Below are 22,295 nucleotides of genomic sequence, written 5' to 3'. Positions count from 1 at the left end.
CCGGCGGAAGGCCGCCGCCGGCCGCCGCGAACGTGGCCCGGGCCACGTCAGCGGAGCGTGATCGCGCCGTCGGGGCCGGGGGCGAAGCGGGTGCCGGAGGACCGGCCGAGGGTGTCGAGGAGGTCGGCGAGCCACCCGGCCTCGGCCGGCGTGGCGGGCTGGAGCCGCATCCGGCGCATCCGGATCGGGACCAGGCGGAGCCGCCGCAGCTCGCCCGTGGCCGCGTCGAGGGTGGGCAGGTGCAGCAACCGCAGCTCCGGCCGGTACGCCTCCTGCCCGCCGATCCCCTCGTAGTCGTCGATCAGGTCGCCGCAGCCGTAGAGGATCAGCCGGTCCCGGTAGCGCTCGACCGGGCGGGGGTGGTGCGAGGAGTGCCCGTGCACGACGTGCACGCCGGCGTCCACGAGCGCGTGCGCGAACGCGACGTGCTCGTCCGGCACCTCGTGGCCCCAGTTGCTCCCCCAGTGCACCGAGACCACCACGAGGTCCGGGGGCCGCGCGGTCCCGGCGATCCGCTCGGCGAGCGCGGCGGCCGTGGCCGTGGACACGTCCGGCAGGTACGCCACCCCGGGCCGCCCGTCCCGCGCGGCCCACTGCGGGAACACCCCGCTGGACACCGCGCCCACGGACCAGACCAGCAGCCGGCGTCCGCCGGCCAGCGGCACGATGGCCGGCCGCCACGCCTCCGCGGCGTCCCGGCCCGCGCCGGCGGTCCGGATGCCCGCGGCGCGCAGCGTGTCCAGGGTGTCGGCCAGCCCGGTCGGGCCGAAGTCGAGCACGTGGTTGTTGCCCAGCGCGCAGACGTCGAGCTGGGCGGCGGTCAGGCAGGGCACGTTGGCCGGGTGCATCCGGTAGTGGATGCCCTTGCCGGGGATGTGCTCGCCGCGGGCGGTCACCGCCGTCTCCAGGTTGACGACGCGCACGTCCGGGCGTTCCGCGTCGAGCATCCGCAGCGCGTCGCCCCACGGCCACTCCGGCGGGGCCGGACGTGGCACCCGGCCGGCCACGGCCTCGGCCAGCGCCACGTACCGGCGGGCGTCGGTGACCAGTTCCTCCCGCAGCGCGGGCGACCCGGGATGGGGCAGGATCTGGTCCACGCCGCGCCCGGTCATCACGTCACCGGCGAGGAAGAGCGTCACCTCGGCCATGCCGGGGATGTTCCCGCCGTTCGCCGCGCCACGCGTGAGTCCGGCCGGCCGGGGTACCAGGGCGGCCATGACGACCGACGTGACGATCGTGGTGGCCACCCGCAACCGGCGGGAGCAGCTTCTCGCCCTGCTGCCCCGGCACACCGCCCCGGTGATCGTGGTGGACAACGGCTCCGAGGACGGCACGCCGGCCGCCGTGGCCCGGGAGTTCCCCCGGGCGCGGGTGGTGGAGCTGGGCCGCAACGCGGGCGCCGGGGCGGCGCGCAACGTGGGGGTGGGCCTGGCCCGCACGCCGTACGTGGCGTTCGCCGACGACGACTCGTACTGGGCGCCGGACGCGCTGGGCCGGGCGGCCGCGCTGCTGCGCCGGCACCCGCGTACGGCCCTGCTCACCGGGGAGGTGCGGGTCGGCGCGGCGGCCCGCCGGGACCCGGTCTCGGCCGCGATGGCCCGGGCGCCGCTGGGCACGGAGCCGGACGCCCCGGGGCCCACGGTGCTCGGGTTCCTGGCCTGCGCCGTGGTGCTGCGCCGCGACGCGTACCGGCAGGTCGGGGGCTTCACCGAGCGGCTCGGCACGTACGGCGAGGAGGCGCTGCTCGCCATGGACCTGGCCGCGGCGGGCTGGAACCTCGCGTACGTGCCGGAGCTGGTGGCCCACCACCTGCCGGTGCCGGCGGGCCGCGATCCCCGGGCGCGCCGGCGGGTGGAGGCTCGCAACCGGGTGCTCACCGCGGCGCTGCGCCGGCCGGGACGGGTGCTGCGGGAGGTGGTGGCCGACGCCTGGCGGGACCCGGCCGGGCGGGCCGGGCTGCGCGACGCGGCCCGGCAGGCCGGCTGGGTGCTGCGGCACCGGCGGCGGCTGCCGGGCGACGTGGAGGCGGCGCTGGTGACGCTTTCCCACGCCACCGCTCCCCTTTCCGCCGGAGTTCCGGAGCCGGTCCCGTCCGCGGCGGCCTGAGCTGGTTATCGTGTGGTGCAGCTGACCGGCCGTCGGCGAGGAGCACCGGGTGAAGAGCGACGCGTCCGTCCGGGCCTGGTACCGCCCCATGCGGGCGCGCCGGCGGGACGAGGCACACCGGGCCGCCACCCCGCTGGAGCTCTTCTTCGACCTGTGCTTCGTGGTCGCGGTGGCGCTGGCGTCGGAGGGCCTGCACCACGACGTCGCGGAGGGGCACGTCGGGCATGGCCTGGTCAGCTACCTGAGCGTCTTCTTCGCGATCTGGTGGGCCTGGGTGAACTTCACCTGGTTCGCCTCCGCCTACGACACCGACGACGACGTCTACCGGCTGACCGCGCTGGTGCAGATCGCCGGGGCGCTGATCCTCGCCGCCGGCGTGCCGCGCGCCTTCGGCGAGGCCGACTTCACCACGATCACCTACGGGTACGTGGTGATGCGGCTGGCCGCCATGGTGAACTGGCTGCGGGCGGCCGCCGGCGATCCGGCGCACCGCGCCACGGCGCTGACGTTCGCGGTCGGCGTGGGCGTGGTGCAGGCCGGCTGGTTGCTCCGGCTCCTCCTGCCGCCCGCCTGGCTCATGCCCGCCTTCGTGGTGCTGGTCGTCGCCGATCTCCTGGTGCCGGTGCTGGGCGAGCGGCGCCGGCAGACCAGCTGGCACCCGCACCACATCGCCGAGCGGTACCAGCTGTTCACCCTGATCGTGCTGGGCGAGGCGGTGCTCTCCACGTCGGTGGCGATCCAGCGCGGGGTGGACGCGGGCAACGGGCAGCTGTGGTCGCTGGCCGCCGCCGGCACGCTGATCGTCTTCGCGATCTGGTGGCTCTACTTCGACCGGCCCGACCCGCTGCCGCCGGCGTCGGTGCGCGGGGCGCTGACCTGGGGCTACGGCCACTACTTCGTCTTCAGCTCCATCGCGGCCGTGGGCGCCGGGCTGGCCGTGGCGGTCGACCACGACCTGCACGCCGGCCACGCCTCCGCCCGGGTGGCCGGCTACGCGGTGGCCGTGCCGGTCGCGGTCTACCTGGTCGCCCTCTGGGCGCTGCACCTGCCGGCCAAGCGGGGCGTCGGGCGGGTGCTGTTCCCCGCCGCGGCGGCGCTGGTGCTCCTGGCGCCGTGGCTGTTCGCGCCTGTCGACCTCATCGCCGGGGTGCTCGTCGCCCTGGTGGCCGTCACGCTGGTGCTGCGGCACCGGACGGCGACCAGAACCGCCTGACCAGGGCCTCGAACTCGGCGGCCCGCTCGATCTGCGGCATGTGGCCGGTGTCCCGGAACAGGTGGCCCTGCGCGGTCGGCAGCCGCGACCGCGCGAACGAGAGGTGGGCGGCGGGCAGGATCAGGTCCCGGTCGCCCCAGACGACAAGGGTGGGCAGGTCGAGCGCGGCCACCGTGTCGAGCAGCTCGGCCCGCCACTCGGGGCGTACGCCGCGCCAGGTGCCGAGGCTGCGCACCAGTTCCAGCATCACCCGGGCGGCGTGCGGCTGCCGGGCCGCGGCCAGGGCGGTGGCGATCCGCGCCTCGGTGACGTACGCCGGGTCGTGGAAGATGGCCCGCTCGCTGCGGCGGGCGACGGCCGGGTGGGGGCGCAGCAGCAGCCGGGCGAGGGGCCGCACGGCGAGCAGCCGCAGCGCGAAGGTCACCTCCTTGCCGAAGCCGGCGCTGTTGACCAGCACGAGGCTGGCCGCCCGCTCCGGCGCGTCGGCGGCGAGCCGCATGGCCACCGCCCCGCCCATGGAGTTGCCGACCAGGTGCGCGGGGCCGGTGACGCCGGCGGCGTCGAGGAACCCGGCGACGGCCGCGGCCAGGGCCGGCAGGGTGTGCGGGTCGTCCAGCGGGGCGGAGCCGCCGTGCCCGGGCAGGTCCACGGAGAGCACCCGGTGGTCGCGGGCCAGCCCCGCGTGCACGGCGGCGAAGTCCTCGAGGGTCCGGCCGATGCCGTGCAGGAGCACGACTGTCGTGCCGTGGCCGTCGATCCGGCAGCGCATCCGGCGCCCCGCGACCGTCAGCTCCTCGGCCGGCGGCAGGGCGAGGGTCACGCCGGCCGCCGCGGGTCCGACGGGACGGGGTCCGCGGCGGGTCGCGGGGCCGGCACCCGGGCCGGGCGTGGCCGCATCCCGAGGGCCAGCACCTTCCCGTACCCGGCGGGGGCGACCCGGGCCAGCAGGTCGGGCAGCTTCGCCGACCAGCCGATCAGCACCCGGCCGCGGCGGCGCTCGACCCCCCGCAGGATCACCTCGGCGGCCTTCGCCGGGTCGATGGAGAGCAGCTTCTCGAACTGCTTCCGGCCGGCCTCGTACTCCTCGGTCGAGACGCCGCTGCCCACCCGGGCGCTGCTCGCGATCCGGGTGCGGATGCCGCCCGGGTGCACCGAGGTGACCCCGACCCCGTCGTCGACCAGCTCGTGCTTCAGCGCCTCGGTGAAGCCGCGCACCGCGAACTTGCTGGCCGAGTAGGCGGCCTGCCCGGCGGGCGCGATCAGCCCGAAGAGGCTGGAGACGTTGACCAGGTGGGCGCCGGGCTCGGCCTTGAGCGCGGGCAGCAGCGCGTGGGTCAGCCGCACCACGGCCCGGAAGTTGATCTCGATGACCCAGAGGAACTCGTCCAGGGTGACCTGGTCGAACCGGCCGCCCAGCGCCACCCCGGCGTTGTTGACCAGCAGCCGGATCCGCGGGTGCGCGCCGAGGATCTGGGCGGCGACCCGGTCGGTGGCGTCGGCGTCGGCGAGGTCGACCAGGTGGGTCTCGACGCGCCGGCCGGGGTACGCGGCGCGGATCGCGGCGACCACCGCGTCCAACCGCTCGGCGTCGCGGTCGAGCAGGACCAGGTCGGCGCCGCGGCGGGCCAGCCCGTGCGCCAGGGCCTCACCGATGCCGCTGGCCGCACCGGTCAGCACCGCGGTGCCGCCGGGGAAGACGAAGTCACGCATGGGTGCTCCTCGGTGCTCAGGCCACGGGCGCGGGACGGTCGGGGACGGTGGCCGGCGTGCCCGCGCGGGAGAAGCGCACGCCGGAGTCGGTGAGCCGGCCGTGCCGCATCAGCAGCACGTCGCGGGGATAGTTCTGGTGCAGCCGCCAGGGCGCCGCAGGGCCCTGCTTGGGCAGCCGGTCGACCGCCCGCAGCACGTACCCGGACTGGAGGTCGATGATCGGCACCAGGTCGTCCGTGTCCGGGGCGAGCGGGGTGACGATCTGCTGGCCGGTGTCGTCGAGGTGGCGCAGCAGCCGGCACACGTACGTGGCGACGAGGTCGGCCTTGAGCGTCCAGGAGGCGTTGGTGTAGCCGATGGTCATGGCGAAGTTCGGCACGCCGGAGAGCATCATGCCCTTGTAGGCGACGGTCGAGGCGAGGTCGACCTCGGCGCCGTCCACGGTGAGGGTCATCCCCCCGAGGGCCAGCAGGTTGAGGCCGGTGGCCGTGACCACGACGTCGGCGGGCAGTTCCTCGCCGGAGCTGAGTCGGATGCCCCGCTCGGTGAAGGTGTCGATGGTGTCGGTGACGACCGACGCCGTCCCGGCGCTGAGAGCGGCGAACAGATCCCCGTCGGGCACCACGCAGAGCCGCTGGTCCCAGGGGTTGTAGCGGGGCGAGAAGTGCCGGTCGAGGTCGTAGCCGACCGGAAGTTGGCCCTTGGCGGCCCGGCGGAGGAACCTCTTCACCACGCCCGGGGCGCGCCGGCTGAGCTGGAAGTTGGCCACCCCGAGCGCCACGTTCTTCCAGCGGGTCACCGCGTACGCGGCCTTCGCCGGGAGCCAGCGCCGCGCCGCGTCGGCGAGCGGGTCGCGCGAGGGCAGCGCGATGACGTACGTGGGTGAGCGCTGGAGCATGGTGACGTGGCCGGCCCGCTCGGCCATGGCCGGGACCAGGGTGACCGCCGTGGCGCCGCTGCCGATCACCACCACCCGCTTGCCGGCGTAGTCCAGGTCCTCGGGCCAGTGCTGCGGGTGCACGAGCCGGCCGGCGTACCGCTCGATGCCGGGGAACTCGGGCGTGTAGCCCTCGTCGTAGCGGTAGTAGCCGGAGTTGGTGAACAGGAACCCGCAGGTCAGGACCACTTCGTCGCCGGTGTCGTCACGGTGGGCGTGCACCGTCCAGCGGGCGGTGGCGGTGTCCCACTCGGCACGCAGCACCCGGTGGTGGAAGCGGATGTGCTCCTGCACGCCGTACTCGCGGGCGGTCTCCCGGACGTAGGACCGGATGGCGTCGCCGTCGGCGATCGCCTTGGGGTTGGTCCACGGCTTGAACGAGTAGCCGAGGGTGAACATGTCGGAGTCGGAGCGGATGCCCGGGTAGCGGAACAGGTCCCAGGTGCCGCCGACGGCGCCCCGGGCCTCCAGCACCGCGTACGTCTTCCCGGGGCACTGGAGTTGCAGGTGGACGGCGGCGCCGACGCCGGAGAGCCCGGCACCGACGATGAGGACGTCGACGTGGTCGGAGGCCATGGCATCTCCCGTTCGCGCGGCAGTGGACCGGACACTATCCACCGCCGTCGACGTCAGTCAACACCCTGTCGAGTGGAATCGACATGGTGTCGACCGGGTGTACCATCGGCCGACATGAGCCCCGCCCGTACGTCGACAGGCGCCGCGCCGACGCGCGGGCGGCGCTCCGGCCGCTCCACCGGCGACGACCGGGAGCTGGCGATCCTCGCCACCGCGGAGACGCTGTTGCGGGAGCGGCCGTTCGGCGACATCTCGATCGACGACCTGGCCCGGGGCGCCGGCATCTCCCGGCCCACCTTCTACTTCTACTTCCCGTCCAAGGACGCCGTGCTGCTCACCCTGCTCGACCGGGTGACCGACGAGGCGAACGCGGCCGCGGGCGACGTGCTGGTCCGGCTCGCCGACGACCCGCGGGCCCGCTGGCGGGAGCTGATCGCCCGGTTCCACGCCACCTTCGGCGGCCACCGGGACGTGGTGCTGGCCTGCGCCCAGGTGCGCGGCACCAACGCCGAGGTGCGCCGGCTCTGGGCCGAGGTCCTCGAACGCTGGGTACGCGCCGTCGAGGCGGCCATCGAGGGCGAACGCGCGCGTGGCGCGGCCCCGGACGGGTTGCCCGCCCGGGACCTCGCCATCGCGCTGAACTCCATGAACGAGCGGGTCTGGTACGCGACCTTCGCCGGTGACGGCCCGGCGGTCGCCGAGCGGGACGTCGTCGACGTGCTGCTCGACGTGTGGCTGACCGCGATCTACCGGACCACCACGCCGCCGGTCAGCCCGTCCGCGTGAAGTCCATGACCCAGTTGGTCTCCCAGGTGCGTTCGCCGTCGGTGGAGAACGCCTGCTCCCAGCGGCACGAGGTGGGCGTGATGCGCGACCAGATGAACCGGCAGCGGATCGGCCGCCCCTCGTCGGTGTCGTCGGCGTAGAACGTGCCCACGCCGTCGACGAACCGGCCCACCATCGGCGGCTGTTCGAGCACCCCGCGCCGGCTGTTCATCCAGTAGATCGACCAGAGCCCGGTCTCCGCGTCGCGGATGCGGACCGTCGAGCCGGAGAAGCCCCGGGTCGGGAAGCGGATCTCGTCGAAGCTGCCGGCGCCGTCGAAGAACGAGTGCGCCACGCTCGTGCCGGGAAACTCGTCCCAGTCGTCGCTGCCGACGTGTCGCTTCCGCAGCCGCCGGTTTGTCACGTCCCACTTGCCGACGAAGAAGTCGAAGTCGCCCATCAGAAGCCCACCTCTCCCTCGGCCCGGCTGTCGGCCAGGTAGCCGGCCAGGTCCGGAGGGTCGGGAGCGAGGACGTGCCGCACCCAGGCCGTCCGCTCGTGCTCCAGCACGCCCAGCTCCCAGACGCAGCCCACGCCGGGCCGGTCCAGCGGGACGAAGTGCGCCGGATCGTCGTCCGGGCAGTCCAGCGCGGGCTGGCCGGCGATCGCGATCCGGCACTCCACCACGTTGTCGAAGAACCAGCTGTACGCCAGCAGGTACGCGCCCGTGTCCGCGCCCCGGTGCAGCACCACCCAGCCGGCCGGCGGGGTGCTGCCGTCCGGATCGGGCAGCAGCTTCGGCAGGTACGCGTACGCGGCCTCGACCACCTCCGGTTCGAGGCGGCGGTCCGGCTGGTCGATGTGGTAGCGCTTGACGTGCCGTCCGGCGACCTCGACGGCCCCCGGCACGGTCAGTTCCTTGTTCTGGAATGCCATGCCGGGACGGTAGGACCGCTCCCCTGACAGCTAGTGTCAGTGGAATGCGGGCCAGTCGCCTCCTCTCCCTCCTGCTGCTGCTCCAGGCCCACGGCCGGCTCACCGCCGCCGAGCTGGCCCGCCGGCTGGAGGTGTCCGTCCGCACCGTCTACCGCGACGTCGAGTCGCTGCACGCCGCCGGCATCCCGCTCTACGGCGAGGCCGGGCACGCCGGCGGCTACCGGCTCGTCGACGGCTGGCGGACCCGGCTCACCGGGCTCACCGCCGAGGAGGCCGACCGGCTGCTGTTCGCCGGGCTGCCCGGGCCGGCCGCCGAGCTGGGCTACCAGTCGGTCGTGGCCACCCTGCAACTCAAGCTGCGCGCCGCGCTGCCGCCGCCGCTCGCCGACCGCGCCGACCGGCTCCAGCAACGGTTCCACCTGGACACCCCGGGCTGGTACTCCGACGGCGACCCGTCGCCGTACCTGGCCGCCGCGGCCGAGGCGGTGTGGCGGGAGCACCGGATCCGGGTCCGCTACCGGAGCTGGACCGGGGAGGTGACCCGGGTCCTCGAACCGTACGGGCTGGTGCTCAAGGGCGGCCGCTGGTACGTGGTGGCCGCCCGGCCGGACCGTGCCGACCCGGCCACCTACCGGGTCAACCAGATCCTCGACCTGACCCCGCTGGACGAGCCGTTCGACCGCCCCGAGTTCGACCTGCCGGCCTGGTGGCGGGCGCACGTGGTCGCCTTCCGGGCCGGGCTGCACCGGGACGAGGCGACCATCCGGCTCTCGCCCCGGGGCCGGGAACGGCTGCGGGAGGTCGCGAGCGACGCCGTGGTCGCGGCGGTGGACGCGAGCGCCGGCCCGCCCGACGCGGCGGGCTGGGTCCGGGCCGTCGTACCCATCGAGTCGCTCACCCACGCGCACGGCGACCTGCTGCGCCTCGGCGCCGAGGTGGAGGTCCTGACCCCCGCCACCCTCCGCGCCCGCCTCGCGGAGACGGCCACCGCCCTCGCCGCCCTCTACCACCCGCCCGCCTCCCGTTGATCAAGAGGTTTGCGTCCGGATCGATCTCCCTGGAGACGCAAACCTCTTGATCAACGCGGCGACGGGGGCGCGTCACCTCAGGTCGTGGAGGGTGGTGGCCAGGGTTCTCAGGGCGCGGTCGATCTCGGAGGGTGGGTTGGCGGCGTAGCCCAGGACCAGGCCGGGGGGTTGCGGGTGCTGCGCGTGCCACGAGAGGGGCTGGACCTTCACGCCACGGCGCAGCGCCGCCGCCGCGAGGGCGGTGTCGTCGACCTCGCGGGGCAACGTCACCAGCAGGTGCAGGCCGGCCGCGGCGCCGTGCACCACCGCACCAGGCAGGTGTTCGCGGAGCGCCCGGATCATCGCGTCCCGGCGGCGGACGTGCCGGCGGCGCAGCAGCCGCAGGTGGCGTTCCAGCGCGCCGGAGTCCATCAGCTCGGCCAGGACCAGTTGCGGCAGCGCCGCGTTGCCGAGGTCGGCCATCCGCTTGGCCGCCACCAGGTCGGCGTGCCACCGGGGCGGCACCAGCACCCAGCCGATCCGCAGCGCCGGGGCGAGCAGCTTGGAGACGCTGCCGGTGTAGCAGACCGCGTCCGGCAGCATCCCGCGCAGCGCCGGCACCGGCGGGCGGTCGTAGCGGTGCTCGGCGTCGTAGTCGTCCTCGATCACCACGCCGCCGCGCCGCGCCCAGCGCAGCAGCCGGCGACGCCGGTCGCCGTCGAGCACCACCCCGGTCGGGAACTGGTGCGCCGGGGTGAGCATCACGGCCGGGGCGCCGCTTTCCTCCAACCGGTCGACGCGCAGGCCGTGGGCGTCGACCGGGATCGGCGGGGTGTCCAGCCGCCAGTTGTTCAGGTGCTGGCGTACGCCGAGCGAGCCGGGATCCTCCACGGCGACCGTGTGCACGCCGTCGGCGTGCAGCACCTGGGCGAGCAGGCCGAGCGCCTGGGACACCCCGGCCACGACCACCACCTCGGCCGGGTCCACCCGGATGCCGCGGTTGCGGGCCAGCCAGGTGGCGACGGCGAGCCGCAGCGCCGGAGTGCCGGTCGGGTCGCCGTACCCGAAGTCGGCGGGCGCCAGGCGGTGCAGCACGGCGCGTTCCGCGCGCAGCCAGGCCGCGCGGGGAAAGGCCGCCAGATCGGGTACGCCGGGCGTCAGGTCCAGTTCCGCCGGAGCGGTGCGCAGCGCGTCGAAGACCTCGGTGCCCGGCGACCGCGCGGCGAACACCTCCGGCGGGCGGGGCGGCGGCGCCGGCGGGCGGGTGACCACGGCGGCCGGGGTGGCGACCACGACGGTGCCGGCCCGGCCCCGCCCGACCACCTGCCCGTCCTCGGTGAGCCGCTGGTACGCCTCGGTGACCACGCCCCGGGACACGCCCAGCTCGGCGGCGAGCACCCGGCTGGCTGGCAGCCGGGCGCCGACCGGCACCCGGCCGTCGGCGATGGCGGCCCGCAGCCGGGCGGCCAGCCAGTCGGCCCGCCCACCCGGTGGGGCCTCGCCGACGTCCAGTTGGAGGAAGTCCGCGCCGGCCGTTATGGACCTCCCTGCCACCGCTGGTTTGGCCCTGTCCATCGGACCATTATGGTCGCAGGCTGGACCACATGACCATCGCCTTCCTGCTGACCACGCTCGTCGTGGTGATCACCCCGGGCACCGGGGTCATCTACACCCTCGCCACCGGGCTCTCCGCCGGCCGCCGGGCCGGTCTGGTGGCCGCCGCCGGCTCCACCGTCAGCCTCGTCCCGCACCTGGTCGCCGCGGTGACCGGGCTGGCGGCCCTCCTCCGCGCCGGCACACCGGCGTTCCGGGTGGTGACCTGGCTGGGGGTGGCGTACCTGCTCTGGATGGCCTGGGCGGCGCTGCGCGACCGCGGCCCGCTGCTGCCGGTCGACGGGGACCACCCGCCGCGCCCGGCCGGGCGGCTGTTCCGCGACGGGGTGCTGCTGAACCTGCTCAACCCCAAGGTCACCGTCTTCTTCGTGGCGTTCCTGCCGCAGTTCGTCCCGCCGGACGCGCCGGACGCGCCGGCCCGGATGCTGGCCTGCGGCGCGGTGTTCATGCTGGCCACCCTCGTCGTCTTCGCCGGGTACGCGCTGCTGGCCGGCGCGCTGCGTCGCCGGGTGCTGGCCCGGCCCCGGCTGACCGCCCTGCTGCGGCACGGCTTCGCCGGCAGCTTCCTCGCCCTGGGCCTCGGCCTGGCCCTCACCGCCCGTTAGGAGCCTCCCGTGCGCTTCCGGCACTCCCCGCACGTCCGGTCGACCTTCCCCGAGCTGACCTGCGGCGTCCTGCACGCCACCGGCATCACGCCCGGCGTCGACGTCACCCCACGGCTCGACCGGTACGCCGAGACCGCCCGCGCCCGCCTCGCCGGCGGCCCGGAGGGCGGCTTCCCGGAGATCCAGGCGTGGCGGCGGGCCTTCGCCCGGATGGGTTCGCCGCCCACCCGCTACCGGTGCGCCGCCGAGTCGCTGCTGCGCCGGTTCCGCCGCGACGGGTCGCTGCCCCGGCTGCACCCGCTGGTCGACCTGGGCAACGCCCTCTCCCTCGGGTACGCCGTGCCGGTGGCCGTGCTCGACCTCGACCGGATCGACGGGGACCTGACCGTGCGCCCGGCCACCGGCACCGAGACCTACCTGACCCTCGGCGGGGAGGAGGAGCACCCCGAGCCCGGTGAGCTGATCTTCGCGGACGAGGCGGGCCACGCCCACTCCCGGCGCTGGACCCACCGGCAGAGCGGCGCGTCGGCGGTGCGCGCCGACACCGCCGAGGTGCTGGTGGTGATCGAGGCGATGCACCCGGGCGGCGCGGAGACGGTGCCCCGGATGCTCACCGACCTGGCCGCCGCGCTGGCCGAGGAGTGGGGAGCGCCGGCCGTGACGCGGGTGCTGACCCCCGAGGCGCCCGAGTTCGCGACGCCCGTCGCACGCGCCGTCGGAGATTCCTGCGGCCTCATCGCCCCGCGGTGAGCGGTGCGGCCGCCGCCCCGGCTCACCTCGGCGGCGCCGCCGGTCCCGACGACCCGTCCGCACGTCGCCGACGGGCGGTGCGGGTCAGGCGTCGGGGCGGTCCCGGTCGTCGGTCGCCATGAACTCGTCGAACTCGGCCGGGGTGATCTCGCCGGTGCGCAGCCGGCGGGCGTTCGCGGCGAAGCGGGCGATCGCGGCGCCCCGCGGGTCGGGCGGGGTCGGCAGGCCGGTGTCGACTGTGGGCGCGGTCGCCGCGTCGGCCGCCCGGCGGGGGTCGTCGGGCTCGCCGTGCAACTCGCGCAGCGCGGCGGCGAGCCGGGCGTCCTGCGCGGCGCCGGCGCCCCACCAGCGCCGGGCCAGCTCGACGGTGCGGCCGAGGCTGTCGTCGCCCACCCGCTCGGCCCGCAGCGCGGCCCGCATCATGCTCAGGAAGGTGACGGTGACGGCGTCGGAGTCATCGGCGATCATGCCTCGCACCCTAGCGACCGGCTGCGACAAAACCGGTGGGGCGTCCGACCGGCGGGGGCATGATCGGGGCATGGAGCGACGACCGGCCCGGGGGCACCGGAACATCCCGCACACCGCCGACGTCCGCATCGAGGCGTGGGCGCCGGACCGGGAGGGCTGCGTGGCCGAGGCCGTCACGGCCCTCGTGGACACCTTCGTGGACACCACCGGGGCCGCCGCCGGCGGGGAGACCGCCTTCCGGGTGCCGCCGGGCGCCGACACGGACCTGCTGGTCGGCGTCCTCGACGAGGTCATCTTCCGGATGGACACGGCTGGTGAGCTGCCGCTGGAGACCGAGGTGCGGGCGGCCGACGACGGCGGCCTGGCGGTGCGCTGGCGGACCACCGGCACGGACGCCGTGGAGCTGGTCGGCGCGGTCCCCAAGGCGGTGTCCCTGCACGAGCTGTGCTTTGCCGCGGAATCCGTCGGCTGGCGCTGTGCGGTGACGCTGGACGTCTGAGCGGGGCTCAGCCCTTCACCACGCCGAGCGGGACCAGCCGGGCCACCTTGCGGCACAGGCCGGCGCCCTCCGCCGCCGCCACCACGGCGGCCACGTCCTTGTACGCGGCCGGCATCTCCTCGGCCAGCCCGCGCCGGCTGACGCCCCGCACCGCGATGTCCTGCGCCTCCAGCTCGCGGCGGGGGTCGTGCCCGCGTACCGCCTTGGTGGCCTGCTTGCGGCTCTGCACCCGGCCGGCGCCGTGGCAGGTGGACGCCCAGGCCGGCGCGCCGGCCACGCCGGTGAGCACGTACGAGCCGGTGCCCATCGAGCCGGGGATGAGCACCGGCTGCCCGACCGGGCGCAGGTCGTCGGGCAGGTCGGGGTGCCCCGGCGGGAGGGCCCGGGTGGCCCCCTTACGGTGCACGCAGAGCGGGCGGGGCGTCCCGTCCACCTCGTGCGTCTCGATCTTGGCGAGGTTGTGCGAGATGTCGTACACCAGGTCGAGGTCGCAGCCGGTGACCCGGGCGAAGACCTGCCGGGCGGCGTGGGCGAGCAGCTGCCGGTTGGCCCGGGCGTAGTTGGCCGCGGCGGCCATCGCCCCCAGGTAGGCCCGGCCCTCGTGCGAGGAGACCGGCGCGCAGGCGAGCTGCCGGTCGGGGACGTGGATGCCGTACCTGGGCATCACCTTCTCCATGCCGCGGACGTAGTCCGTGCAGATCTGGTGGCCCAGCCCCCGCGACCCACAGTGGATCATGACGCTGACCTGGCCGGCGCGGAGCCCGAAGGCAGCCGCCACGGCCTCGTCGTAGACCTCCTCCACCGCCTGCACCTCGAGGAAGTGGTTGCCGGAGCCGAGGCTGCCGACCTGGCGGGCGCCCCGCTCCACCGCCCGCTCGCTCACCTGGGCCGGGTTCGCGTCGTCCACCGCGCCGTAGTCCTCGCAGCGGTCCAGGTCCCGCTGGACGCCGAAGCCGCGCTCGACGGCGTACCGGGAGCCGCCGCGGAGCACCGCGTCGAGTTCGGCCCCGTCGGTGAGGTGCCACACGGCGCCCTTGCCCATGCCCCGTGGGGTGGACTCGCTGAGGCCGTCCATGACGGCGTCCAGCCGGGGGCGCAGCGCGGCCCGGTCCAGGTCGGCGGTGAGCAGCCGGACCCCGCAGGAGATGTCGAAGCCGACCCCGCCGGGCGAGACCACTCCCCCGTCCTCGACGTCGGTGGCGGCGACCCCGCCGATCGGGAAGCCGTAGCCCCAGTGCACGTCCGGCATGGCGTAGGAGGCGCGCACGATGCCGGGCAGGGTGGCCACGTTCGCCACCTGCTCCAGCGACTTGTCCGCCCCGGCGTCGGGCAGCAGATCGCGGGACGCGAAGACCACCCCCGGCACCCGCATGGGGTCGTGCCGGTCGATCCGGAACCGGTACGGCGACTCCTCGACCAGGTCCATGCCCGCCCGGCTACCCCGGGCCGGAGCGGTTACACCCGGTCTGGTTCGATCCGCCCGATCCGGGTAGTGCGGCAGCATGCCCCAGCGATACGAGGAGTACGACCGGATCGCCGTGATCACCGGCGCGGACTCCGGCATCGGCAAGGCGTGTGCGGTGGCGCTCGCCGAGGCCGGTTTCGACATCGGCATCACCTGGTACGGCGACCGGGACGGCGCCGACCGCACCGCCACCGAGGTACGCGCCACCGGCCGCCGTTGCGAGGTGGCCGAGCTGGACCTGACCCGGCTGCCCGGTGCGGCGGCGGTGGTCGACGAGCTGGCCGACCGGCTCGGCGGGCTCGGCGTGCTGGTCAACAACGCCGGCACCGGCCTGTCCACGCCCTTCGTCGAGGTGGCCTGGGAGCAGTGGCGGGAGGTGCTCGCCGTGGACCTGGACGGGCCGTTCCTCTGCTCCCAGCGGGCGGCCCGGCGGATGCGGGCGGCCGGCCGGGGCGGCCGGATCATCAGCATCACCAGCGTGCACGAGCACGCTCCGCGGGTCGGCTCGTCGGCGTACTGCGCGGCGAAGGGCGGGCTGGGGCTGCTCACGCAGGTGATGGCGCAGGAGTTGGCGGCGGACGGGATCACCGTGAACGCGGTCGCGCCCGGTGAGATCGCCACGCCGATGACCGGCCAGGAGGACGTGGACCCGTTCACCCAGGAACGCCCGGGGGTCCCGGTGGGCCGGCCCGGGGACGCCCGGGAGGTGGCGGCGGTCGTCGCCCTGCTCGCCTCGCCCGCCGCCGCCTACGTCACCGGGGCGTCCTGGCCGGTGGACGGGGGGATGTTGATGATGGGCCCGCAGGCGTCGTCGCTGCCGGACAATTCGTGGCGGTCGGTCTGAGGGGATGGGTCAGCCCGGCACCGCCTCCTTGGTTTCTGACAGCGCTCCTCTCTCGGGGTAGTGGCAGGCGGTGGCCTGGTTGCCGCCGTCCCGGTTGATGAGGGCGGGTTCGTCGGTGGCGCAGCGTTCCTGGGCTTTCCAGCAGCGGGTGCGGAAGCGGCAGCCCGACGGTGGGTTGAGTGGGGTGGGCACGTCTCCGGTGAGGCGGATGCGCCCGGCGGGCCCGAGGGTGGTGACGTCGGGGATCGCGGACAGCAGGGCCCGGGTGTAGGGGTGCTGGGGGCGGGTGTAGATGTCGTCGCGGTCGCCGATCTCGACGATTGTGCCGAGGTACATGACGGCGACGCGGTGGCAGAAGTGCCGCACGACGGCCAGGTCGTGGGCGATGAAGACGAAGGCCAGGTCGAGGTCGCGTTGCAGGTCGCGTAGCAGGTTGATGACCTGGGCCTGGATGGACACGTCGAGCGCGCTCACGGGTTCGTCGGCGACGATCAGCTTCGGGCGCAACGCGAGGGCGCGGGCGATGCCGATGCGTTGGCGTTGCCCGCCGGAGAACTCGTGGGGGTAGCGGTTGTAGTGCTCCGGGTTCAACCCGACCAGTTCCAGCAACTCCTGGACCCGCTTCTTGATTCCGCCGGGCGGGTTGATGCCGTTGACCTGCAACGGCATGGCCACGATCCGCCCGACGGTGTGCCGCGGGTTCAACGAGGCGTACGGGTCCTGGAAGATGATCTGCAGGTCCTGCCGCAACGGCCGCAACGCACCCCGCCGGGCGTGCGTGATGTCCCGCCCCGCGAACTCGATCCTGCCGGAGGTCGGCTCCAGCAACCGCACCAGCATCCGACCGGTGGTGGTCTTCCCACAGCCGGACTCCCCGACCAGACCGAGGGTCTCCCCCGGCCGGACGTCGAAGTCCACACCGTCGACGGCCCGGACCAGGCCGCCGGCGCGGAGACCGCCGCGCACCGGGAAGTGCTTGGCGAGGTCACGGACCTTGAGCAGCGGCTCGCTCATCGGGCCACCCCCACCTGGGCGATCTCGTCACGGTAGAGGCGCTGGCGGGCGGCCTCCGGCAGGTGACAGGCGACCAGGTGCCCGCGCTCGGTCGCCGGAAGCAGGTCGGGCACCTCGGTGCGGGAGCGGTCACCGTTGCGGCCGGCGTACCGGCAGCGGGGGTGGAACGCGCACCCCGACGGCAGATTGATCAACGACGGCGGGTTGCCCTTGATCGGGATCAGGTCCGCGTCGGCGTCACCGTGCAACGACGGCACACTCGACAACAACCCCCACGTGTACGGATGCTGCGGCCGCCGCAACACCTGCTCCACACTCCCGTGCTCGACCGCCCGACCCCCGTACATCACCAGCACGTCATCAGCCACCTGGCTGACCACGCCCAGGTCGTGGGTGATCAGGATGATCGCCGACCGGAACTCCGCCTGGAGATCGCTGAGCAGATCCAGGATCTGCGCCTGCACCGTCACATCCAACGCCGTGGTCGGCTCATCGGCGATCAACAGATCCGGATCGTTCACCAGCGCCATCGCGATCATCGCCCGCTGCCGCATACCCCCGGAGAACTCGTGCGGATACTGATCGAACCGCTTCCCCGGCTGCGGAATCCCCACCCGACCCAACATGTCCACCGCCCGGGTCCGCGCCTCCCGCTTCCCCGCCCGCGGGTGGTGCACCCGGTACGCCTCCGCGATCTGCTTCCCCACCGTGTAGTACGGGTGCAGCGCCGACAGCGGATCCTGGAAGATCATCGCCATGTCCCGGCCCCGCAGCCGCCGCACCTCCTCCTCCGGCAGCCCCACCACCTGACGACCACCCACCGAGATCTCCCCGGTGATGGCGGCCCGTTTGGCGTTGTGCAGACCCAGGATCGCCAGCGACGTCACGCTCTTACCCGACCCCGACTCCCCCACGATCCCCAGGGTCCGACCCCGCTCCACCGAGAACGACACCCCGTCCACCGCGCGAACCACGCCGTCCTCGGTGTCGAACCGCACCCGCAGGTCCCTGACCTGGAGATAGGGCCCTCCCCCCGGACGTGGCGCCGGAAGCTCCACCATGTCGATACCTCCCGTCAGCTCAGCCGGACCCGCGGGTCGATGACCGCGTAGAGCACGTCGACAACGATGTTGGCGACCACGATGAACACCGCCGCCAGCAGCACGGTCGCCATGACCACCGGCAGGTTGAGGAACTGCACCGCCTCCACGGTGGCCTTGCCCAGCCCCTGGAGGCCGAAGATCGTCTCGGTGATGAAGGTGCCGCCGAGGCTGGTGCCGATGTCCAGGCCGGCGATCGTGACGATCGGCGTCACCGCGGCGCGCAGCGCGTGCCGGGTGTGCACCTGCCGCGCGGACAGTCCCTTCGCCCGGGCGGTCCGGACGAAGTCCTCCGACAGGGTCTCCAGCATCTGGGCCCGGGCCAGCCGGGCGTAGAGCGCCGAGTTGAGGAAGCCGAGCGTCATCCAGGGCAGCAGCAGCCCCACCGCCCAGCGGACCGGGTTCTCGGTCAACGGGGTGTAGCTGGGGAACGGCAGCAGCCCGGTGGCGTAGACCAGCAGGTAGAGCAGGATCAGGCCGAAGAAGTAGACCTGCATGGACGCGCCGGCCAGGGTGACCCCGATGGCGGCCCGGTCGAGGGCGGTGCCCCGGCGCAACGCCGACACCATGCCCAGCGAGACGCCCAGGGTCAGCCACAGCACCGCGCCGCCGAGGACGATGCTGAAGGTCACCGGGGCCCGCTGGACGATGATCGTGGTGACCGGCTGGTTGTTGCGGAACGAGTAGCCCAGGCAGGGCGCGGGGCAGTCCTGGCGGAAGTCTCCCTCGCCGTACGTGCGGCCGACGAAGACGCCCTTGACGAATTCCGTGTACTGGCGCGGCAGCGGCTGGTCGATGCCGAGCCGCCGCTCGACCTGGGCGATGTCCGCGGCGGTGCAGTTCTTGCCGCACATCACCTTGGCCGGGCTGCTCGGCACCGCGAAGAAGAGACCGAAGGTGACGAGGCTGATCACGGCGAGGGTGACCGCGGCGACGAGCAGCCGCCGGACGACGAATCGGAGCACGGGAGCACCTCCCCCGGTGGACGGGTGGGGGCGGTCCGGCGTGGACCGCCCCCACGGGACGGTCACTGCTTCACGTGGATGCCGTTGAGCGAGATGATGCCGAAGGCGTCGCTGAGGAACGCGTTGCCGACCTTCGAGCCGTGCAGCTCGTATGTGGCGTCGTAGTAGCAGGGCACGACCGGGGCGTACTCCCGCATGATCTTCTCGTCCAGGGCCATCCAGCCGGCGTCCTGCTGGGCGGCGGGCAGCTTGCGCACCCGGTCGACCTCCGCGCTGACCGACGGCTCGTTGAGGTACGAGACGTTGTTGTTGCCCTCGTCGACGATCTCCCGGCCGTCGTAGACCGGCGGGATGACGGTGGAGCCGGTCGGCCAGTCCGAGCCCCAGCCGCTGAGGTAGAGGTCGTACGGGTTGTTCCTGCGGCCGATCTCGTCGTAGTAGCTGGTGCTGTCGATCGGCTTCATGACGATGTCGAAGCCCATGTCGGTGAGGTTCTTCCGGATCGCCTCGGCCTGCTGGGTGCGCAGCTCGGTGTTGGAGTGGGCGAGCACCAGCTTCGGCTTCTTCCCGGCCAGCAGCTCGGTGACCTTTGCCTTGTCCCCGGTGACCGGGGCGTTGAACACGTCGTACTTCTGCCAGCCGGCCGTGGTCGGCGACATCAGCGTGGTGGCCGGGCTGCCGGCGGCCTGCCCGCCGATCGCCTTCAGCGCCGCGTCCTTGTCCACGGCGTAGTTCAACGCGCGGCGGACGGTCAGGTCGGTGACCCGCTGGGTGTTGATGCTGAGCACCCACGTGTACTGGGTCGGGCCCTTGACCACCCGATCGGCCACCCCGGCGGCGGTGGTCCGGGGCAGGACGGCCGGCGGCACGTCGGTCCAGCTCAGCGCCGCCTGGTCGGCCGGTGCGTCGGCGACCAGCCGCTCGGCGATCTGCGCCTGCTCCAGGCCGAAGGTGACCCGGATGGCGTCCGGGTACGCGTTGCGGATCGGGTCGGTCTTCGGGTCCCAGTTGGGGTTGCGGTCCAGCTCCAGCGCCACGTCCCGCTCGTACGACTTCACCTTGTACGGGCCGGACGAGAACGGCCGCAGGTCGTAGTTGGCCCGGGTGTCCTTGGCGGCGGGCACCGGGGCGGTGGTGGGCAGCGCGGCCGCGTACGGCAGGTCGCAGTGCGGCTGCGGGAAGGTGAACCGGATGGTCCGGTCGTCGGGCGTCTCGACGCCGTCCGGCGTCGCCCTGCCACCGTCGTAGGGTCCCTTGTAGGTGGCGTTGTACGCGCCGTCCGGGTAGAGCCACTGCTGGATGTAGTGCGGCCCCTCGTTGAGGTTCGCGGCGAACGAGCGGGCCACGCCGTACGCGACGTCCTTGCTGGTCACCGCGGAACCGTCCTCGTACTTCACCCCGTCGCGCAGGGTGAACTCCCAGACCTTGCAGTCGTTGTTGACGTCCTTGCCGGGGTTGGTGGCCAGGTCGCCGACGAGCAGCAGCCTGCCGCTGCCGTCCTCCTTGTAGCCGTTGAGCGCCCGGTAGAGCAGCCCGCCGGTCACCTGCTGGGTGTTGACGTAGTTGCGGGCCGGGTCGAGGTGCTCGAAGTCGGTGTTCTGCATGACGGTGAGCGTGCCGCCGGCCTTGGCGCCGTCGACCGCCTTCGCCGGCCCCTGGTTGTCGGCCGCCTCGTAGGAGATCGAGCCGGTCTGGGTCTTCGCCTTCTCGTCGCCGCCGCCTCCGCCGTCGGTGGTGGGGCTGCAACCGGCGGCGACGAGCGCCGCCGCGGCCAGGACACCGGTCAGTGTCCGGGTTCGTGTACGCACGGGTGTGCTCCCTTCCCGCCCGGCGGCCCCCGCCGGCCGGGCGTGTCGATGGCCGTGGGGTTACCGGGTGGACCGGGGATCCAGCGAGTCGCGCAGCGCGTCACCGAGGAGGTTGAACGCCAGGACCAGCAGGAAGATCGTCAACCCGGGGAACAGGGTGTACCAGGGGTCGCTCGCGACGTAGCCGATGCTGTTGTAGATCATGCGGCCGAGGTCGGGCGTGGGTTCGGTGACGCCGATGTTGACGAAGGCCAGCGCCGCCTCGATGGCGATGAACTGCGGCACGTTCAGCGAGACGGTGACCAGGATCGGCGCCCAGATGTTCGGCAGCAGCTGGCGGAACAGCAGGTGCCCGGTGCCCGCGCCGGCGGCTCGGGCGGCCTCGACGAACTCCCGCTCGCGCAGCGAGATCACCTGGCCGCGGACCAGCCGCGCCGTGTAGGTCCAGCTGAACAGGCCGAAGGTGGCGATGATCAGGGCGACCCGGAAGGCCGGCGGCGGCGCCTCCCGCTCGGTGTAGAAGCGGTCCTGAAGGATCGGGATCACGGCGAGGGCGAAAATGAGGAACGGAAACGCCAGGGTGAGGTCGATCAACCAGTTGACCGCGCTGTCCAGCCAGCCCCGCGCCCAGCCGGCCAGCACGCCGACCGCGACCCCGATGAACGACGCCAGCAGGGCCGAGGCGAAGGCAATGAACAATGAGGTGCGCAGGCCGTACACCAACTGGAGCAGGATGTCCCGGCCGCTGCCGGGTTCGAGCCCGAGCCAGTGGTCGGCGCTGATGCCGCCGGCGTAGCCGATCGGCATTCCGAAATCGTTGAGGCGGCCGACGAACTTGTCGGTGGGGTCGATTCCGGTGAGCCGGCCGAGCAGCGGCGCGCCGAGCGCCACGAGGCCGGCGGCGGCCAGCGTCAAGGCGCTGACCCGGGCCGTCCGGTCGCGCTTGAGACGCAGCCAGGCGAGCTGGTTGGGCGATCGGCCGACGATCTCCCGGCGGTCGTCGCCGGGCGGGGCGGTGGCGCTGACGGCGGGGTCCGGCGTGGCCGGATCGCCGGGTGCGGTCAACGACGGTGGGTGGGACAGGTCGCTCATGAGGAGTCCTCCCGACGGCGACGAGAAACGTCCTGCCACTCGACGGTAAACCGCACATCAACAGCACTTCGAATCGTTACGGTAACGGTCGGATCGGTTGTCAGGAATCGACAACGATACGGTTTAGGGAAAGCGTCGTCGCAATAACGGACGGCTTCGGTTGTCATCCGTTCGGCCATTCCCCCGACAGTTCCGCAATGGTTTTCCGCAAGGTCCGAACCCGGTTGTCAACCGATCGGTCATTTCCCGGGGCCGATGTCACACCCGCCGTCGGAGGAGGCCGGGCGGTGTAACACTTCGTGACGCTTCGCGTTCACACCGTCCACCTAGGGTTCTCGTCGGCCCGGTCGCACGACGCCCGGGCCGACACCCGGCCCCGACCCGGGGCCCCGACGGAAGGACGACAGATGCCCTTCGCCCGACGTACCGCCGCCCTGGCCCTGGCCGCCGCGCTCGGCGGCCTCGCCGCGACGGCCGCACCGGCGGCGGCCGGCGCGGCGCCGCGCCCCGGTCCGGAGACCCCCTCGGCGCTGCTGCTCACCGTCGAGGGCGGCGGCGACGACCCGCGCGCCACGCTGCTGGTCTGCGGCCCCGCGGGCGGGCTGCACCCCGACCCGGCGACCGCGTGCCGGCTCGTCGCCCGCGTCGACGGCCACCTCGACGCTCTCGACGTGCGGCCCGGCCCGTGCACCCGCGAGTACGCCCCGGTCACCGCCCGGGCCGTGGGCTTCTGGCAGGACCGGCCGGTCGCGTACACCCGCACCTTCGACAACCGGTGCGAGCTGCGCCGGGGCACCGACGCGCTGTTCGACTTCTGAGCC

At 73.8% G+C, this 22,295-nt stretch carries 23 protein-coding genes; 9 read left to right on the top strand and 14 right to left on the bottom strand.

Annotated elements, in window-relative coordinates:
- Positions 1 to 47: 47 nt before the first annotated feature.
- Complete coding sequence (locus GA0070603_RS03085; RefSeq protein ID WP_091321462.1) at positions 48 to 1,148, bottom strand: CapA family protein; 1,101 nt, start codon at positions 1,146 to 1,148, stop codon at positions 48 to 50.
- A gap of 67 nt (positions 1,149 to 1,215) precedes the next feature.
- On the opposite strand from GA0070603_RS03085, the gene GA0070603_RS03080 reads away from it, so the two are divergent.
- A complete protein-coding gene (locus GA0070603_RS03080; RefSeq protein ID WP_091306753.1) occupies positions 1,216 to 2,106 on the top strand; it encodes a glycosyltransferase family 2 protein in 891 nt (296 codons plus the stop codon).
- Positions 2,107 to 2,155: 49 nt separating this feature from the next.
- A complete protein-coding gene (locus tag GA0070603_RS03075; protein ID WP_244282370.1) occupies positions 2,156 to 3,319 on the top strand; it encodes a low temperature requirement protein A in 1,164 nt (387 codons plus the stop codon).
- Here the strand turns inward: GA0070603_RS03075 and GA0070603_RS03070 are convergent.
- Genes GA0070603_RS03070 through GA0070603_RS03060 form a run of 3 tightly spaced genes read right to left on the bottom strand, consistent with a single transcriptional unit; the run spans position 3,276 to position 6,542 of the window.
- The gene (locus tag GA0070603_RS03070; RefSeq protein WP_091306749.1) at positions 3,276 to 4,139 is read right to left on the bottom strand and encodes an alpha/beta fold hydrolase; all 864 of its coding nucleotides are present in this window, start codon (positions 4,137 to 4,139) and stop codon (positions 3,276 to 3,278) included. The two genes, GA0070603_RS03075 and GA0070603_RS03070, sit on opposite strands and share 44 nt — an antisense overlap.
- On the bottom strand, positions 4,136 to 5,029 hold the full coding sequence (locus GA0070603_RS03065; protein WP_091306745.1) for an SDR family NAD(P)-dependent oxidoreductase: 894 nt from the start codon (positions 5,027 to 5,029) through the stop codon (positions 4,136 to 4,138). The genes GA0070603_RS03070 and GA0070603_RS03065 overlap by 4 nt, the downstream gene beginning before the upstream one ends.
- Positions 5,030 to 5,045: 16 nt before the next feature.
- Positions 5,046 to 6,542 (bottom strand): flavin-containing monooxygenase, encoded by a 1,497-nt coding sequence (locus GA0070603_RS03060; RefSeq protein WP_091306742.1) that lies wholly within the window; start codon positions 6,540 to 6,542, stop codon positions 5,046 to 5,048.
- A gap of 114 nt (positions 6,543 to 6,656) precedes the next feature.
- Here GA0070603_RS03060 and GA0070603_RS03055 point away from each other — a divergent pair, with 114 nt between their 5' ends.
- Positions 6,657 to 7,328, top strand: a complete 672-nt coding sequence (locus tag GA0070603_RS03055) for a TetR/AcrR family transcriptional regulator (RefSeq protein WP_091306738.1) — start codon at positions 6,657 to 6,659, stop codon at positions 7,326 to 7,328.
- On the opposite strand, the gene GA0070603_RS03050 is transcribed toward GA0070603_RS03055, so the two are convergent.
- Positions 7,312 to 7,767: a hypothetical protein gene (locus tag GA0070603_RS03050; protein ID WP_091306735.1), complete on the bottom strand. Its 456-nt coding sequence runs from the start codon at positions 7,765 to 7,767 to the stop codon at positions 7,312 to 7,314. The two genes, GA0070603_RS03055 and GA0070603_RS03050, sit on opposite strands and share 17 nt — an antisense overlap.
- Positions 7,767 to 8,243, bottom strand: coding sequence for a hypothetical protein (locus GA0070603_RS03045; protein WP_091306733.1), 477 nt, complete (start codon positions 8,241 to 8,243; stop codon positions 7,767 to 7,769). Before GA0070603_RS03045 ends, GA0070603_RS03050 begins: the two co-directional genes overlap by 1 nt.
- Before the next feature lie 44 nt (positions 8,244 to 8,287).
- Between GA0070603_RS03045 and GA0070603_RS03040 the strand changes: the two genes are divergently transcribed.
- Entirely contained in the window at positions 8,288 to 9,271 is a 984-nt protein-coding gene (locus GA0070603_RS03040; RefSeq protein ID WP_091306730.1) for a helix-turn-helix transcriptional regulator, read from the top strand.
- Between the two features lie 72 nt (positions 9,272 to 9,343).
- Here GA0070603_RS03040 and pdxR read toward each other — a convergent pair whose 3' ends face one another.
- Entirely contained in the window at positions 9,344 to 10,825 is a 1,482-nt protein-coding gene (pdxR, locus tag GA0070603_RS03035) for a MocR-like pyridoxine biosynthesis transcription factor PdxR (RefSeq protein ID WP_091306726.1), read from the bottom strand.
- A 29-nt stretch (positions 10,826 to 10,854) separates the two neighbouring features.
- On the opposite strand from pdxR, the gene GA0070603_RS03030 reads away from it, so the two are divergent.
- Together GA0070603_RS03030 and GA0070603_RS03025 are read left to right on the top strand one after the other, a co-directional pair.
- Positions 10,855 to 11,469, top strand: coding sequence for a LysE family translocator (locus GA0070603_RS03030; RefSeq protein ID WP_091306723.1), 615 nt, complete (start codon positions 10,855 to 10,857; stop codon positions 11,467 to 11,469).
- 9 nt (positions 11,470 to 11,478) lie between these two features.
- Entirely contained in the window at positions 11,479 to 12,219 is a 741-nt protein-coding gene (locus tag GA0070603_RS03025) for a B3/B4 domain-containing protein (protein WP_091306719.1), read from the top strand.
- 84 nt (positions 12,220 to 12,303) lie between these two features.
- On the opposite strand, the gene GA0070603_RS03020 is transcribed toward GA0070603_RS03025, so the two are convergent.
- Positions 12,304 to 12,687 carry a hypothetical protein gene (locus tag GA0070603_RS03020; RefSeq protein WP_091306716.1) on the bottom strand — a complete coding sequence of 128 codons (384 nt, stop codon included), beginning with the start codon at positions 12,685 to 12,687 and terminating at the stop codon, positions 12,304 to 12,306.
- A gap of 70 nt (positions 12,688 to 12,757) precedes the next feature.
- On the opposite strand from GA0070603_RS03020, the gene GA0070603_RS03015 reads away from it, so the two are divergent.
- Entirely contained in the window at positions 12,758 to 13,186 is a 429-nt protein-coding gene (locus tag GA0070603_RS03015) for an archease (RefSeq protein WP_091306713.1), read from the top strand.
- A 7-nt stretch (positions 13,187 to 13,193) separates the two neighbouring features.
- Here GA0070603_RS03015 and GA0070603_RS03010 read toward each other — a convergent pair whose 3' ends face one another.
- Positions 13,194 to 14,612, bottom strand: coding sequence for an RtcB family protein (locus GA0070603_RS03010; RefSeq protein WP_091306709.1), 1,419 nt, complete (start codon positions 14,610 to 14,612; stop codon positions 13,194 to 13,196).
- A 76-nt stretch (positions 14,613 to 14,688) separates the two neighbouring features.
- Between GA0070603_RS03010 and GA0070603_RS03005 the strand changes: the two genes are divergently transcribed.
- Entirely contained in the window at positions 14,689 to 15,495 is an 807-nt protein-coding gene (locus GA0070603_RS03005) for an SDR family oxidoreductase (protein WP_091306706.1), read from the top strand.
- Between the two features lie 9 nt (positions 15,496 to 15,504).
- On the opposite strand, the gene GA0070603_RS03000 is transcribed toward GA0070603_RS03005, so the two are convergent.
- From GA0070603_RS03000 to GA0070603_RS02980, 5 genes are all read right to left on the bottom strand, one after another.
- Complete coding sequence (locus GA0070603_RS03000) at positions 15,505 to 16,509, bottom strand: ABC transporter ATP-binding protein (RefSeq protein WP_091306702.1); 1,005 nt, start codon at positions 16,507 to 16,509, stop codon at positions 15,505 to 15,507.
- On the bottom strand, positions 16,506 to 17,570 hold the full coding sequence (locus tag GA0070603_RS02995) for an ABC transporter ATP-binding protein (RefSeq protein ID WP_091306698.1): 1,065 nt from the start codon (positions 17,568 to 17,570) through the stop codon (positions 16,506 to 16,508). Before GA0070603_RS02995 ends, GA0070603_RS03000 begins: the two co-directional genes overlap by 4 nt.
- A gap of 14 nt (positions 17,571 to 17,584) precedes the next feature.
- Entirely contained in the window at positions 17,585 to 18,574 is a 990-nt protein-coding gene (locus tag GA0070603_RS02990; protein WP_091306695.1) for an ABC transporter permease, read from the bottom strand.
- Positions 18,575 to 18,636: 62 nt separating this feature from the next.
- Positions 18,637 to 20,382, bottom strand: coding sequence for an ABC transporter substrate-binding protein (locus GA0070603_RS02985; RefSeq protein ID WP_091306692.1), 1,746 nt, complete (start codon positions 20,380 to 20,382; stop codon positions 18,637 to 18,639).
- 60 nt (positions 20,383 to 20,442) lie between these two features.
- Positions 20,443 to 21,474, bottom strand: a complete 1,032-nt coding sequence (locus GA0070603_RS02980) for an ABC transporter permease (RefSeq protein WP_091306689.1) — start codon at positions 21,472 to 21,474, stop codon at positions 20,443 to 20,445.
- A gap of 407 nt (positions 21,475 to 21,881) precedes the next feature.
- Here GA0070603_RS02980 and GA0070603_RS02975 point away from each other — a divergent pair, with 407 nt between their 5' ends.
- On the top strand, positions 21,882 to 22,292 hold the full coding sequence (locus tag GA0070603_RS02975) for an SSI family serine proteinase inhibitor (RefSeq protein WP_091306686.1): 411 nt from the start codon (positions 21,882 to 21,884) through the stop codon (positions 22,290 to 22,292).
- The last annotated feature ends 3 nt before the right edge of the window (positions 22,293 to 22,295 follow it).

This window comes from Micromonospora chersina, assembly GCF_900091475.1.
GTDB classification, from domain to species: Bacteria; Actinomycetota; Actinomycetes; order Mycobacteriales; family Micromonosporaceae; genus Micromonospora; species Micromonospora chersina.
Note: the sequence above shows the minus strand (reverse complement) of the source record. Positions and strands in the feature narration are given on the sequence as shown.

What these genes read in the sequence shown, in the direction of transcription:
- GA0070603_RS03065 (WP_091306745.1), bottom strand. Translation starts at nt 5,029, where the DNA reads ATGCGTGACTTCGTCTTCCCCGGCGGCACCGCGGTGCTGACCGGTGCG.
- GA0070603_RS03030 (WP_091306723.1), top strand. Translation starts at nt 10,855, where the DNA reads ATGACCATCGCCTTCCTGCTGACCACGCTCGTCGTGGTGATCACCCCG.
- GA0070603_RS03005 (WP_091306706.1), top strand. Translation starts at nt 14,689, where the DNA reads ATGCCCCAGCGATACGAGGAGTACGACCGGATCGCCGTGATCACCGGC.
- GA0070603_RS02980 (WP_091306689.1), bottom strand. Translation starts at nt 21,474, where the DNA reads ATGAGCGACCTGTCCCACCCACCGTCGTTGACCGCACCCGGCGATCCG.
- GA0070603_RS03020 (WP_091306716.1), bottom strand. Translation starts at nt 12,687, where the DNA reads ATGATCGCCGATGACTCCGACGCCGTCACCGTCACCTTCCTGAGCATG.
- GA0070603_RS03000 (WP_091306702.1), bottom strand. Translation starts at nt 16,509, where the DNA reads ATGAGCGAGCCGCTGCTCAAGGTCCGTGACCTCGCCAAGCACTTCCCG.
- GA0070603_RS03040 (WP_091306730.1), top strand. Translation starts at nt 8,288, where the DNA reads ATGCGGGCCAGTCGCCTCCTCTCCCTCCTGCTGCTGCTCCAGGCCCAC.
- GA0070603_RS03085 (WP_091321462.1), bottom strand. Translation starts at nt 1,148, where the DNA reads ATGGCCGAGGTGACGCTCTTCCTCGCCGGTGACGTGATGACCGGGCGC.
- GA0070603_RS03050 (WP_091306735.1), bottom strand. Translation starts at nt 7,767, where the DNA reads ATGGGCGACTTCGACTTCTTCGTCGGCAAGTGGGACGTGACAAACCGG.
- GA0070603_RS02975 (WP_091306686.1), top strand. Translation starts at nt 21,882, where the DNA reads ATGCCCTTCGCCCGACGTACCGCCGCCCTGGCCCTGGCCGCCGCGCTC.
- GA0070603_RS03055 (WP_091306738.1), top strand. Translation starts at nt 6,657, where the DNA reads ATGAGCCCCGCCCGTACGTCGACAGGCGCCGCGCCGACGCGCGGGCGG.
- GA0070603_RS03015 (WP_091306713.1), top strand. Translation starts at nt 12,758, where the DNA reads ATGGAGCGACGACCGGCCCGGGGGCACCGGAACATCCCGCACACCGCC.
- GA0070603_RS03010 (WP_091306709.1), bottom strand. Translation starts at nt 14,612, where the DNA reads ATGGACCTGGTCGAGGAGTCGCCGTACCGGTTCCGGATCGACCGGCAC.
- GA0070603_RS03045 (WP_091306733.1), bottom strand. Translation starts at nt 8,243, where the DNA reads ATGGCATTCCAGAACAAGGAACTGACCGTGCCGGGGGCCGTCGAGGTC.
- GA0070603_RS03060 (WP_091306742.1), bottom strand. Translation starts at nt 6,542, where the DNA reads ATGGCCTCCGACCACGTCGACGTCCTCATCGTCGGTGCCGGGCTCTCC.
- GA0070603_RS02995 (WP_091306698.1), bottom strand. Translation starts at nt 17,570, where the DNA reads ATGGTGGAGCTTCCGGCGCCACGTCCGGGGGGAGGGCCCTATCTCCAG.
- pdxR (WP_091306726.1), bottom strand. Translation starts at nt 10,825, where the DNA reads ATGGACAGGGCCAAACCAGCGGTGGCAGGGAGGTCCATAACGGCCGGC.
- GA0070603_RS03080 (WP_091306753.1), top strand. Translation starts at nt 1,216, where the DNA reads ATGACGACCGACGTGACGATCGTGGTGGCCACCCGCAACCGGCGGGAG.